Source organism: Butyrivibrio sp. WCD3002 (assembly GCF_000424265.1).
GTDB lineage: Bacteria > Bacillota > Clostridia > Lachnospirales > Lachnospiraceae > Butyrivibrio.
The window spans coordinates 246,010-260,931 of the sequence record NZ_AUJO01000001.1 but is presented as its reverse complement, the minus strand read 5'-3'; the positions used below and the strand labels follow the sequence as shown (position 1 = coordinate 260,931).

Annotated in this window: 7 protein-coding genes; 1 reads left to right on the top strand and 6 read right to left on the bottom strand. The window is 40.3% G+C overall.

The features are described from left to right. Positions 1 to 179: 179 nt before the first annotated feature. The 6 genes from G608_RS0101030 to G608_RS0101005 form a co-directional block, all read right to left on the bottom strand. The gene (locus G608_RS0101030) at positions 180 to 860 is read right to left on the bottom strand and encodes an MBL fold metallo-hydrolase (RefSeq protein ID WP_051208675.1); all 681 of its coding nucleotides are present in this window, start codon (positions 858 to 860) and stop codon (positions 180 to 182) included. Between the two features lie 137 nt (positions 861 to 997). Beyond that, positions 998 to 3,277, bottom strand: a complete 2,280-nt coding sequence (locus G608_RS0101025; RefSeq protein ID WP_026494434.1) for a RelA/SpoT family protein — start codon at positions 3,275 to 3,277, stop codon at positions 998 to 1,000. A gap of 51 nt (positions 3,278 to 3,328) precedes the next feature. After that, positions 3,329 to 3,853, bottom strand: coding sequence for an adenine phosphoribosyltransferase (locus G608_RS0101020; protein ID WP_026494433.1), 525 nt, complete (start codon positions 3,851 to 3,853; stop codon positions 3,329 to 3,331). A gap of 135 nt (positions 3,854 to 3,988) precedes the next feature. Further along, positions 3,989 to 4,360, bottom strand: a complete 372-nt coding sequence (locus G608_RS0101015; protein WP_026494432.1) for a helix-turn-helix domain-containing protein — start codon at positions 4,358 to 4,360, stop codon at positions 3,989 to 3,991. Between the two features lie 54 nt (positions 4,361 to 4,414). Next, positions 4,415 to 4,666 (bottom strand): hypothetical protein, encoded by a 252-nt coding sequence (locus G608_RS23785; protein WP_026494431.1) that lies wholly within the window; start codon positions 4,664 to 4,666, stop codon positions 4,415 to 4,417. Positions 4,667 to 4,887: 221 nt separating this feature from the next. Further along, complete coding sequence (locus G608_RS0101005; protein WP_155833194.1) at positions 4,888 to 12,993, bottom strand: hypothetical protein; 8,106 nt, start codon at positions 12,991 to 12,993, stop codon at positions 4,888 to 4,890. A gap of 877 nt (positions 12,994 to 13,870) precedes the next feature. Between G608_RS0101005 and G608_RS0101000 the strand changes: the two genes are divergently transcribed. Next, on the top strand, positions 13,871 to 14,851 hold the full coding sequence (locus G608_RS0101000; protein WP_026494429.1) for an Rpn family recombination-promoting nuclease/putative transposase: 981 nt from the start codon (positions 13,871 to 13,873) through the stop codon (positions 14,849 to 14,851). The last annotated feature ends 71 nt before the right edge of the window (positions 14,852 to 14,922 follow it).

Below are 14,922 nucleotides of genomic sequence, written 5' to 3'. Positions count from 1 at the left end.
CCGCAGTAATTTAAGCTCACTCCATTCAATAAATTACAGCGACTTGATTCTTTTCATTCTTTCCCGCTGTAATTCACTCTATTATCACTCAGAAAAAATTTATCGATAATAGATCTAATAGTCTGAACGATGTTCACGTGATGTTTAACCAGGAATCTTAGAGATCTTCCTGTTAACTGTTATAAAAACGAGTTGTACATTTTCTCGTCACCGATGGTAGTAAAACCGCCGTGCCCCGGATAAACTACAACATCATCCGGCAAAGTGAAAAGCTTCTCGTGGCAGGACCTTACCAGTGTACTTATAGAGCCGCCCGGGAAGTCTGTTCTTCCAACAGAGCCCTCAAACAGTGTATCTCCGCTAATGAGAATCTTGTCATCCTCAAAATAAAAGCAGCAGCTTCCGGGTGTATGTCCGGGCGTTGCCAGAAGCTTAAACTTAAGCCCTGCTGCTTCGCAAAGAGCTCCATCCTTCAAAAATGCATCAGGTTTAACTGTAAGATTAAGGCCATAGTTTGCAGAAAGATTGTATTCCACATCCTCGCAGAGCTTCTTCTCCTCTTCATAGGCATACACTTTGGCTCCCGAAAGCTCAGAAAGCTCCTTCACTCCGCCTATATGGTCAAAATGAGCATGGGTAAGATAGATTGCATCAACCTTAAATCCCCTGTCTGTCAAAGCCTCATAAATTCTGTCACCCACATCTGCCGGATCAAAAAATACCACCGGTGTAGGATCGTCATATTTTACTCCGGGCTTATGCTCTCTGCCATCCTCTTTATAAACAAAATAGCAGTTAGTCTGCACCATACCAAGGAGCATCGAACCAACTGCCGCTTTTCCTATCTCTTTATTATTCATTTTATTCCCCGAATTTTACATAGATCTTCGGAACCACAGCAAAACATTTACTGTAATCCCGAAGCAATTTCTTATTAAATGAACTGTATCTATTTCAAACAAAACCATCAGACTTTTGTTTTTCTATATTATCACAATCAGCCTGTGGTTCTCTCTATATCAATGACGCTTTCGATATTTCTGATCTTATCAACAATCTCAAGAAGCTCTTCCCTGCTTGCTACCTGGAAAGCTGTCTCCATAGTCGCAAGCCCCTGCTTACTGGTGCGGGTATTCATTGAAATAATATCCACATTCTTCTCAGTAAGAGCTCTTGATACGTCAGCAAGAAGACCTGATCTGTTATTGGCAAATATGTTGATGGTTGCAACATATTTTTCTCCCGGAGCACGGGCTTCCCATCTGGCCTCTATAAGTCTGGTGCGGTCTTCCTTCTGCATTGCTGCAACGTTGACGCAGTCCCTTCTGTGAATGGAAACGCCGCGTCCTCTTGTAACAAAGCCTACAATCGGATCTCCCGGAACAGGATTACAGCACTTCGAAAAACGAACCGCTACATCGTGAATACCCTTAACAATAATGGCATTTCCGCTGCTAGAAACTCTCGGAGTAACACTGCTCTCAGCGACAGCGGCAAGAACCTCCTCATCGGTCATGTTCTTCTTGTTGTCCTTGTCATAGAGCTCTAAGAGCTTGTTTACAACCTGACCTTCCTTAAGTCCGCCGTGACCTACGGCTGCAAGAACCGCATCCCAACTGTGGAAGCCATATTTTCTGACTATAAGCTCCTGATATTCGCTCTTCATTATGCTGTAAAGATCGATACCCTTAGCCTTGCAGTGCTCAAGAAGAAGTTCCTTACCTTTATTGATATTCTCTTCCTTGAACTCATTCCTGAACCACTGATTGATCTTATTCTTGGTAGATGTACTGCCTACAATACTGAGCCAGTCACGGCTAGGTCCCTTGGAATTCTGGCTGGTAAGGATCTCAATTCTGTCACCGTTCTGAATTCTGTAATCGATGGGAACCAGCTTACCGTTTACCTTGGCGCCGATCATTTTGTTACCTACGGCACTGTGTATTGAATAGGCAAAATCTATAGGTGTTGAACCTGCAGGAAGATTCTTAACCTCACCATTAGGAGTGAAGCAGTATACATCCTCTGAAAACAGGTTCAGATCGCTCTTTAAAAGATTCATGAATTCCTGGTTGTCTGACATATCCTGTTGCCATTCAAGAATCTGTCTGAGCCATGTGAGCTTCTCTTCTTCCTGTCCCTCTGCATGCTTACCATCGGAGGCTTCCTTGTACTTCCAATGGGCTGCGATACCGTACTCAGCAGCTCTGTGCATGTCAAAGGTTCTGATCTGTATCTCGAAGGGCTGTCCCGATGAACCAATAAGCGTCGTATGTAATGACTGATACATATTCGGCTTAGGCATCGCGATATAATCCTTAAATCTTCCGGGTATCGGCTTATACATCTCGTGAATGACACCCAGTGCAGCATAACAGTCCTTCACTGAATCAACTATTATTCTTACTGCAAAAAGATCATATATCTGCTCAAGGTTTTTGCCCTGATTGTGCATCTTTTTATAAATACTAAAGAAATGCTTTACTCGTCCGTTTACATCTCCCTTGATACCTGCAGCATCAATGTGAGTCTTGACCTCTTTACATATCTCCTCAACATATCTCTCACGCTCAATCTTGCGCTGAGCAACACGTTTTACCAGATCATAATAGATATCCGGCTCGAGATATTTAAGAGAAAGGTCATCCAGCTCAATTTTAATCTTGCTGATACCAAGTCTTCCTGCTATAGGTGAGTAAATATCCAAAGTCTCCTGAGCTATTCTCTGCTGTTTCTCAGGAGGCATATGCTTAAGTGTACGCATATTGTGGAGTCTGTCGGCAAGCTTAATAAGGATTACTCTGATATCCTTTGCCATGGCAAGGAACATCTTCCTAAGGTTCTGAGCCTGCATCTCCATCTGATCTGGTGTCTTATTAACATAATCTCCCGACAGTTCAAGGAACTGCAGCTTTGTAACACCATCAACAAGAAGGGCCACGTCTGCACCAAACTGCTCCTCCACCTGCTCTTTGGTATAGATAGTATCCTCTACAACATCGTGAAGAAGTCCGGCCGCAATAGTCTCCTTATCAAGCTCAAGGTCTGCAAGAATAATGGAAACACAAAGCGGATGAATAATATAAGGCTCACCTGACTTGCGCCTCTGCTCCTTATGAGCTTCATACGCTGCCTGATAAGCCTTCTCAATAAGCGTAATATCATCGGATGGGTGGTACCTGCGGACGCGACTAATAAGCCCTTCATAGAGGGCTTCCGGTGATTGGAACTCATCTATCGCTTCAATTTTTCCATCATCGAATTCAGTCTGTCCCATTTTTCATACCATCCTAAAGTAAAAAATTCTAAGTAAAATAAAACTCTAAAATTATTTGCCTTCGTAAGAAAGTGCAGAATAAAGCTTGTAATCGCCAAGAGCTGCTCTGCCGTTAAGACCCTTAAGCTCCATAAGAACAAGAACACCTGCAACCTCGCCGCCAAGCTTCTCGATCATCTTGATCATAGCCTTAACTGTACCGCCTGTAGCGATAAGGTCGTCAACGATGATAACCTTCTGTCCGGGCTTAATGGAATCCTTGTGCATCTCAAGAGTAGCTGTGCCATACTCGAGCTCATAATCCTCAGAGATTGTCTCACAGGGAAGCTTACCCTTTTTACGGATCATTACAAAGCCCTTCTTAAGGTTGTAAGCAATAGCTGTACCGAAAATAAAGCCTCTTGACTCTGCTCCGACTACAACATCGAAGTCCACATCCTTAACGAGATTCTGCATCTCATCTATAGCAAGCTGAAGTCCGTCAGGATCCTGTACCACTGTTGTGATATCACGGAACATGATGCCCGGTTCCGGGAAATCAGGTATAGTTCTTACATAATCGTCTAAAGTTTTCATTCTTTTATTTCCTTTTCTAAAAAACACTGATAGTTATAGTTTTTAAATAGTGTTTCAATTAACCTTATAATTATAGCACATTATTTCTTTTTTTTCGACAAGCCCCGAAAAAGTCAGCATATAAAAAGCAGCAGATCATTTGTGATCTACTGCCTTGTCTTTCTGCATTGCTACAAAAGCAGCTACATATCCTAGTATTCTATCCCTGTCCTGCTTTTCAAGCTTATTGAATTCAGCAACAAGAACTCCGGTATCTGTATTTATATCGATTGTGTAGTAAACCTGATTTTTGCCACGGCTTTCCGCCGGATCCACTCCCGATAAAAGCCACTCAGGTGTGACATCCAGTACCTTGCATATGGCCAGTATCTTGTCAGATGATGGATTAGTTCTGTTCTTCTTCCATTCACTGATCGTGCTCTGCTGAATTCCTGATTTCTCGGCAAATTCCTTCTGGGTCATGGAAAGCTGCTTTATTCTCTCAAATATCCTATCACTGATTGTCATATGATTGCACCCAACTAAAAATAAACTCGTATCGACAGCCAAAAGGCCATGGAATCAGCCGTATATCTTCTTCATCCCACTATTAAAAGCCTTTACTGTTTTACCGGCTCTCTTCGCAGCTTCCTTAACATCAAGCAAACCGTCATGAACCAATGAAAAGAGAACTTCATCGCGCCCTCGCTCTATTCCCTGCTCTAGCCCCTGCTCTAATCCACGCTCAAGTCCCTGCTCTAGCCCACGCTCTATTCCTTCCTTAACGTCCTTCTCTATTTCATCCTTCATTAGTTCCCTAAGTGCTTCACACATAGTATTTTCCCTCCTTATCTCCTGATAAAGATCATAATTAGCTGAAACGCTGACCTGCAGGACCGCATCTACATTATACTATATGATTTATAAATGTACCGCAGAATGTTTGCTTATGTAATTAACAAAGGCTACCGCGCGGATGCGCGATAGCCTTTGCGACAATAGTGGCAAAAGTGTCTGTCATTTTCAATCTTTATGAAAGATTGTCACTTGAAAAATTACTTACCTTTAACCTTTGTCTTATCTTTGTTAACGATTGACTTCTTATCAATCTTCTCAACAAGCTTAGCTCTCTGTGCTTTGCTTCCGCCTGTTACCTTGATTGTAAGCTTCTTACCGGTCTTGAATGCGCCCTTCTTGATCTTGTAATTCTTAGCCTTTGCATCCTTCTTCATCTTAACGGTAATCTTCTTTATATTACTCTTGTAGCATGCGTTCTTACCAATCTTAGTAATAGTGTTAGGAATAACCAGGTTAGTTGCCTTTGCTCCCTTAAGAGCATTATCACCAATACTTGTAACAGTGTAGGTATTTCCACTCTGATCTGTAACTGTTGAAGGAATTGTAAGTGTTCCTGTCTTAGCTCTGTCAGCGTCTGTTCCTACAAATGCTACTTCAAACTTACCGGGTGCAACACTTGTTACGATAAAGCCAATCTTGTTGCCGTTAGCATCTTTCAGCTCTTTGTTAAGTTCAACAGGTGTTCCGACTGCAGATCCGTCAGCCTTAGCATCGATAGCATTCTGTGCAGTTGCTGCTGCATCTGTTGCTACCTTTGTTGCTGTCTCTGCTGTCTTAGCTGCATCTGTTGCCTTCTTAGCTGCATCTGCTTCGCCACGCTCTGAAGCTGTCTTAGCTGCTGCTTCTGCTGCTGCCTGAGCTGTCTTAGCTGCTTCTGCTGCTGCCTTTGCTGCTGCAACATTCTCATCTGTAGGATTGGATGTTGCTGTAGCTGCTGCTGCATTAGCTGCTTCTGCTGCCTTTGTAGCTGCATCTGCTGCTGCTGTTGCTACAGCTGCTGATGCTTTATCTGCTGCATCATCTGCTTCAATCTGTGCTGCTGTTGCATCTGCTGCTGCTGTTTCTGCTAATTCTGCTGCTTGCTTTTCGCCAGCATCTCTTGCTGCTGCAGCTGCAGTTGCTGCTTCTGTTGCCTTAACTGCTGCTGCATCTGCTGCATCTGCTGCTGCGGCAATAGTCTCAGCTGAAGGATTCTTCTTTGCTGCATCTGCTGCTGCTTCTGCTACTTTTGCTGCTGCGTCTGCTGCTAATGCTGCTTCGGTAGCTGCTGTGGCTGCATCAATCTGTTCCTCAGATTCTGTAACTGTAATAGTTATAGTCTCTAATGCCCCAGATCTTATTTTATCATTCGCCTCATCCATGTATGCCACAAATGTAATATCTGCGGATTCATCAGCAAATCCTTCTGCAGTAACAACCCATACATTATCCTTTGTATCACTAGGTTCTACACTTACTACGTCAGCATCACTAGATGAAGCTTTTACAACATCTGTAAATGTAAATCCTTCAGGTGCGAGTGAAACCGCAATTTCAGCCGACTCACCCTTTGCTAATGTAGCAGGTACTCCAGAAAGATCAATTTCTTCCTGTGCAAGTTTAAGAGTATAAGTTGCTGTCTTTCTGCCGTTTGAAGCAGTAATTGTTGTTACTCCGTCATTTGCATCGGCGGAAATAGCTTTTACATTAACTGTTAATACACCATCAATAAATTTTTTAGTAACTTCGACATTGTCCTTGCCACTTACAGCTTTAATTTCAAAGTGAGGATCCTCAAACACGTCCTCAGACAGATCTAATGCCTGACCCTTGAGACTCTGAGTCTTAACTGTAAGCTGGAACTCATCATCCACAAGTGCTTTACCTACATTTGCACCTTCTTCATCAGAGATGAGAAGCTTTGCTTCGTCTTTTACAGTAACTACCAAAGTAGCTTCTCTATCGTTATTATCTTTGAATGTTACTGTAGCCTGACCTTTCTTCTTTGCAATAAAGGTTCCATCAGATGCATATACAACATCACGAGTATCACTGTTCCAAGTACCTGTTGTATCTATGGTTCCCTTCTTAGCTTTAAGAGTAATCTGTGTTCCGGTTGTCATCTCTATTGAAGCACCTGAAGCATATTTTACAGTTGAATCATTAGCATCAACAAATGACAGATCTGAAGCTTTTACTTCAATATTTACAGTAGCTAGTGTATCAGTTGCCTCGGCTGACTCCTTAGCTTTGATAGTATAATTACCAGCTGCAGCAACAGTAATCTTACCATTTGTTATTACCACCTGGTCAGATTCACAAGTAAGCACATAGCCGGAAGTTACTTCATCTTCTCCCAGATAGAGTGCACACGCTGCCTCTTCACCTACATAGAGTATAGGAGTTTCAACTATAGCGCCTTTATCATCGAGTACTGCAAGACTATAGGTTACATCGCTTGGTGCTGCTACTACAGTCATCTTAATAGTAGCTGTATTATTTGTATCAGTATTGGATACAGTTACAGTTACCGGATTAGCATAAGCATTAAGTGCTGTAATAACATTTCCATTTACGCTTAAAATGTTCTTGTCTGCATTACTGATTGTAAACTTAGTCTTGCTGTTGTTTGTTACATCCTTACCGTCAACGAATACAGAATAAGTAAATGTATCACCAACGTTTACATGTTTCCATTCAACTGCAGTTGCTTTAGCGCCTGACTTAGGATCTGAATAGCTTGAAGTCTTACTTGCAAGTTTAACTGCAAGAGCGCCTTCTTCAACTTTGACATGAAGTCTTGTTGCTGTTGTAAAGCCATTATAGGTTGCTGCGATGTAATAATCTCCAGATAATGCTGCAGTAAATACACCGCCCTCTACAGATGCTGCACTTGATGAAACTTCTGTTGTTCCAGTTGCTGCAGGATAGATAGCAAACTGTGCGTCAGCTGTTACTTCTTCTGTTCCGTCGTAAGAAACTGCAAGCTGTTCTGCTACGTTCTTCTTAATTGTTGTCAGCTGTTTACCAGCAGCATCATCAAAGCTCTCAGATGTAATGCTAAGTTCACCTACTGTTATTGCTACTGCATCAGATGTAATATAGGTTGTTTCACCTTCAACTATGGATGCTGTTACATAATATGTTCCGTACTCTGTAGCAGAAAATTCATGCTTATGTACACCACTGGTTACGCTATCAGCTACCGAAGCTGTAGTTGCTTCAACTGTAAGAGCACTGTCTGTATATACCTTGAATATATATGCATTAGCTGTATCTGGTGCGTCGTTATGCTTAATTGCCAGTGCTGCTACTTCAGCTTTACCTACATTTACTTTATCAGGATTAATAACAAGGGTTTCTGCCAAAACATCTGCAAATTGAATTGTATCTGTTAATTTGATATCCTTGCCATTCTTGGTATAGGTATATGTAGCTGTGATTGTAACAGGAGTTGTTCCTGCCTTCTTAGGAGTTACTTTTCCACCATCAATAGTAGGTGTAGTTGCATCATATGTAGTAACTGTTGCGATATCCTGTGCACTAGATGTCCATACTACATTAGCATCTGTAAGCAATTCATAAACGGTGCCTTTCTTTCCATATACATGCAGATCAGCATCTGTACGCATTCTCAGTGAACTGCTATCTGCGGATCCTTCAACTGTCTTTTTATCAGCTGAAAGACCTGTTCCAATAACTATCTCACTAGGAGTAGTTGAATAATCAACTACAAAACCCGTATAACCAAGCAGATTTTCCAGTTTTGCTTCTCCAGCAGTTGCAACAAGGACGTAGTTACCCGCTGCTGCACCAGTATTGGTTACTTCCACAGTCTCTTTCCAATTAGAAGTATCAACCTTTGTCAAAGCTTGAGACTTAGATGCTGCCGTTATACCCTCAGCTTCTACTACTTGACCTGTGCCCTTAAATACTTTCATTGCTACTTCTTCAGAAAGGATTGTATAAGTGAGCTTTTTACAATACTCACTCTTATTCCAATCATAATTATAAGGATAATTAAGAGTCTGTGTTGAGGTGTATGTTATTGTCTCGTTTTTAGCAATTATACTTTCCTGATTAACTGCGGTAAATTTTACACCTGCTGATTTTTGAACAGGTATCTCACTACTACTATCAATAACACACTTATTAACAGCATACTCCACAGCTTTAATTGCAACCCTACTTGTAGACTTAATACCCTTATGTGTAGCTTCTACATAATAAGTTCCTGCTACTTTAGCTGTGAATTTACCAGCTTCATCAATAACATATTTGTCTTCAGAAACTGGTACCTTTCCGCCTGCTGATGTGTAGATCTTAAACTCTGTATCTTCATCAGCTGCAACATTGGTATCACTTCCGTTGTAGTTGACAATAAGCTGCTCCGGTTCTTCAACCGCGATAGCAATAGCGGTAACGTTAGGAACGTCAGGATTTACCGGTACGGTAGCAGTGGCTGTAGTTTTAAGATCAACTACATTTCCAACTATCTCTTCGACTGTAAATGTCTTTGTGATTGTCAGGTCTTTATCAGCGTCTGCATAAATACCGATAATGGTCACTTCTTCAGCTGACTCTTCATTAAATGTCAAACTAATTATGCCTTCGCCATCATTTTCTACAGTTACAGCATCAGAGCTGGATGCAAATGACCAATGTTCATCATTTGTATCATCTACGAATGAGTAGTCTTCCTCACCACCTTGTGCGTTATACTCTGTTCCTCTTATTGCACGAAGGGTCAGTGTATCACCAACATGTACACTGGCAACAGAAGTCTGACTATTCAGCACAGTTTTTGCTGTATCGCTATCAGTCTTTAAATATCCAAGTCCGCGGAATATCTCAGTAACATCCTGCTGAGCTACAGCGGTTACAGTTGCTGTTGCAGAAACTGTGTTATTATAGGTTGTATTTGTTCTAGTATATGTTGCTTTAACTTCATATGTTCCCGGATCTTTTGCACGGAAATCAAAGTAACCATTAATATTTTTAACTTCTGCTATAGCATCTATAGGACCATCTACTCTTACGCCATTCTTTGTAATTTCAAATGCTACATCTTCTTTTCCAGAAACTAAACTAGTTACTTCTTTATCATTACGTACAATAGTGAGCTTTGTTCCAACTTTTTCATCACTTCCAAGCTCAGCTACAACAGGTGCTGTAACATTACCAATAGTCAATTTCTCAGGTTTTACTACTAAGAACTGTATGGTATCTGCTTTTTCATTAGCGTGTGTAGCTGTGATTGTAACAGGATATGTTCCTGCCTTTACAGGATGAACGAGACCAGCAGTTTCTCCTGCTACTGCTGCATTTCCTACTTTTGCATTCTCAGGTCTGTCGGTGGTCCATCTTACATCAGCTGTAAAGTCTTTATACTCACCGTCTACCAGTCCATAAGCCTTAAGCGCAAAATCTGAACCCATCCACAGTTCATCAACATCTTCAAATCCTACTACTTCGTTATTTGAAATACCTGTTCCGATAACTAACTCCGTAGGAGATCCTGATGATTCAACCTTGAATTTCGCATACGCATAACTTACTTCCTTTGCAGGAACAGTAGCATCTGCTACTGGTACGTTTGATACAACAAGGTAATAATCGCCTGATTCTACTTCAGCACTGGTTACAGTTACACTCATAGGCTGTTTCCAAGACTTAGTAGACTCATTTATACTTAAAGTTCCAGGATCTACTTTTATACCATTAACAGCTTTTACTTCATACTTATCACTGTTTATAATACTACCAGCTTCACGTTTGTCTTTCGCGTTTTCAAGCTCTGTCCATGATGCGCTGTCAAGTACTGCATAGGCCAGACCTTTAAAGCCTTTATAAGCATTTGTAAACGTTGCAGTCGAATCAAATACTAACGGGTTGTCACCTACACTAATAGCAGTTGTAGCTGCTTCTGGAGTTAATGTTATAGTTGGTAAAGACTGTCCAACTGTAATCATAATCGGCTCTGAAGTTTCCGAATACTCACCAAAGCCATATGAAGCTTCTACATAATACTTTCCAGTCTTTGATGCAGTAAAGTTACCTGTTTCATCAACAGAAGCTATTGGGTTGTCACCAGTAATATAATTTTTAGTAGTTCCTGACATGGTGTAGATTGCAAATTCTGCATCAGCTGCAACGTTGTTTTTCGCAATTTGCTCAGCGCCGTTGCAATAAACAGAAATCGTATCAGTTGTGCCAACTTCAATGCTATAATCGGTTGCGGCAGGTCTATCATCTACTAGAACGACCTCGTCTTTAACTACATTGTTAATCGTAAATAGTTTTTTGATTGTCCAGCCGTACTCGGCGTCTTTGTAAGTACCGGCAATTTTAACTGTACTAGTTGTCGGAGTCGGAGCAGCCTCATGATTAAATGTTAAGCCGATTGTTCCATCGGAGTTTTTAACAATGTTTACTACATCAGGAGCTGTTTCAGTAGCTTTAACTTCTTCAAATGTCCACTCATCTCCTGATATATCTTCTACATATTCATAGCTATCGCTCTCGTTCACTGTCTTCTTCTTTATTGCGTGAATGGTCAATGTATCGCTAGCATATAAAGGATCATCATACCTTTCTACTATTGTCTGAGGCTGAGATGATGTCACTATATCTCCAAGTCCGAAGAATAAATCATTACCATCAAATGCTGTTACTGTTGCAGTTGCAGTAATAGATTTATTATCATCATTTACTACATCTTTGGTGGAAACCGTATATGTACCTGCTGTTGATGTACGGAACTCATACTCACCATTGTTATTTACTACCTTTGCAACACTTGAAGGATTGTCATTGTTGGTAATAGTAAATTTTTCTAAAGGCAGATCAGTTACTTTCTTACCATTATGTACAACAGTAAGCTTTGTTCCTTCAGTTTCATTATTCTGACCAAAATTAGCAACAATAGGTGCTGTAATATCACTAATCGTAAATTCCTCAGGATTTACTCCCTTAAATGTAATGGAATTAATAGATTCTCTTTTTCTAGTCCCGACATCAGGCTTATAGACAGCATCGATTGCAACAGAATAATTTCCTTCATCTACAGGAGTTACGGTTCCAAAATGTTTTGTTACTTGAGCTGTTCCTTCACCTGTTGTTTTAGATGTTATCTCAACTGTCGCATTCTGAGGTCTGGAGGTTAACCATGTTACCTCATCTGAAACATCATCATATCCGTTTCCATCTTCATCTATCAGAACTGCCTTAAGATCTATTTTAGATCCCATCCACAGATACTCATCAGGAAATCCTTCATGGAAGTAACCTGCATCATCAATTGTACCTAGTACTAAATCACCAGGATTTGCAATCGTCGCAAATGCTGAGTATCTATTCTCTTTTAATCCTCCGACAGTATTATTTAGATTAGATATAATGTTGATGTTAGTACCAGCTATTACTTCAAAATTCGCTTGCGTGAACACCTTGTCTGATGCAACAAGATAATATGTACCTACAGGCGCACCATTATTTGTTATTGTTACATCTTGTGTCCACACAAGTCCATCGTTTTCTTTATTGGCGGGCCCAGGGGTAATAGTAAATTCCTGAACCGGATTAACAATATATGTTTCTTCATCCAACAAGCCAGTTTTGTTGATATATCCTCCATGCTTTATGGCATTTTCAAGCTCTATAAAACTTGCACCGTCGAGAACAGCGTAGTACAAATTATGATTTGTCGACCAGCTAGTATCTGGATAATCAAGTCTTTGTGTAGTCGTATAGGTGATTGTTTCTCCTTCACTTAATGAAGTGAGATTTTCCGGTATAGCAGTTGTATTTGGGCTAACTACTATCTCCGTTAAGTTTGACTCTGCAACTGCAAGTTCCAAAGTGTACAGCGGCGCTACATTTGCCACCGTTAGCCCTCCAACCACTGCTGCGGAAGGCCATAACTGCACAAAAAGAGCAGTATTATTAGCGCCAAGTGTCACTAATGAAGAACCATTTCTCAGTTCTCCAGTCAAATTCAAATCCACATGACCAGTATATGCAGTTCCACTTGATGATAACACCGGACTATACATATATCTTTCAGCTGAATGTCCTGCTGAAAGGCTGGTCAAACTTGTCGTACCAGCAGTCATGTAATACTGTTCGTTATCACCAGTAACCGTTATTGTATATGACTGATTTTGCCTAGAGACCCTAGTATGACCATCCTCTCCCGCTAACGTCGGAACTACTGCCGCTTGTGCCGTGATCGTCGTCGCAAACGGGGCGACAAGACCCGACAAATTACTTACAGCCAGGGCTCCGGCCAGTGCCCATGACCATAATTTCTTTTTCTTTATCATTCACGTTCTCCCTTCATAAAAAATATAGTTTTACAAAAATACAACCCTTTTTCATAACTACAAATCAAGAACGAATATTTTCGCAACTACATAACAAATGACAGTAAACATTTTTGCCGTATTAAGTTTTCAAGGTACAAAAGAGGGGTAAAATTATCCCCTGGAAAAATCGATAATATGTACCTATAAGTCTAAGTCTTTTATCCGTAAAAAACACAAAAATGAACAGAAATTTATACACTTTATGGTTTTTTTATATTTACAATTAATTAAAAATACCCCAGTCGCGATGACATCCATTCTGTACGGATGCCACTACGGCCGGGGTGTGTTTTTATCCTCTTACAGTTCTTCCATATGTAGGATTTGCCCCTTTGCCGAAGGCAACTGGAATGGGCAAATCCCGTTGCTGTGAGCACCATAAGGTGTGAACAGTACTGGCATTCGAAAACGACTATTCGGTTGATAGTTACTCGTCGCATCTGATGTATAAAACCGTTCCGGAACCAAAGATTTTATACACCCTCTGATACCTTAAAAGTCTAAAACAAACAATGAAAAAAAATACAATAATGAAGAGAATTTAATAGTCTTTATGGTCTTTTTATAATTTCAAATTAATATATGCAGATTCTTAAGGCACGTCTGCATTATTGCTTTAAACACCTCGTTTTAGCGTTTTTTAAAAAAACCATTATTTTCTTAAGATTCCTAATTTTTCCTTAAGGTTTTCTTAATTCGCTTTTATTTTCAGACTTCCTCTGATATATTCTTTCCTGCAGTCAATTTCTATGACTCGCATTTCATTTGGCGCTTTGCCAATTTTTCCCAAACTTTACCGGTATTGTTAAGTTATAAAATTATAGGAAGGAAAAGAATGAACGAAATAAAAGACAAAAATAAATCTATTAGTTATGAGAATGCCACAGGGCCGATAGAGTTCCCTCTGACAAGTGACATTGTATTCCATTACATTATGCAGAATTCAGAAAAGGCTTTGACTGGTCTAATCTGCGCTTTGAAAGGAATCAACCCTGCAGATGTAAAAAAGGTTTTAGTTAAAAACCCTATTAGTCTAAATAATCTCACCAAAGAGACGGTTTTAGATCTTCTGCTTACCCTTAATAACAACGAAACCATGAATATAGAAGTTCAGGTTTATGAAGATAAGTACTGGATTCCCAGGTCGATTCTCTATTTATGTAGGGCATATGATAATCTTAAAGGCGGTGATAACTATTCACTTCTTAAACCTACTACACATTACTGCATAACAGATCAGAATCTCCTGCCGAATAATACTGAATTTTATTCACATTATCTTCTTCTGAACACTAAAAATCATGTTCCTTACACTGATAAATTTGGAATAAACGTGTTACAATTGAACCATCTAGACAAAGCAACAGATGAGGATATATGCAATAATCTTGTTTATTGGGCAAAGTTATTCAAAGCTAATACGTGGGAACAATTCAAGGTTCTTGCTAAGGACAATCCTGTTATAGAGGAGGTAGGCAATATGATTCTTGAACTTAATACAGATGATGTCACAAGAGAAATGCTAGAAGGCCAGCGCCGTTACAGGGAAATGTTCGACACTCAGTATGTCGCCGGATATACAGACGCTGAGGAAAAGCTTAATCCGATCATTGCAGACAGAGAAGCTACTATAGCTGAGCAAAGTGCCGCTCTCGCTGATAAAGATGTTACTATTGCTAATAAAGACGCCACCATTGCCGATAAAGACGCCACTATTGCTGGCAAAGACGCCACTATTGCTGACAAAGATGCCACCATTGCTGATATAGAATCCCAATTGCAAAAGTACAAACAAAAATATGGTGATTTGAGCTGATTTTGTAGAGATACTATAAGTCATAGACGTTTACTTATTCACCAAAAAATACTCCCGTTACGGGAGTATTT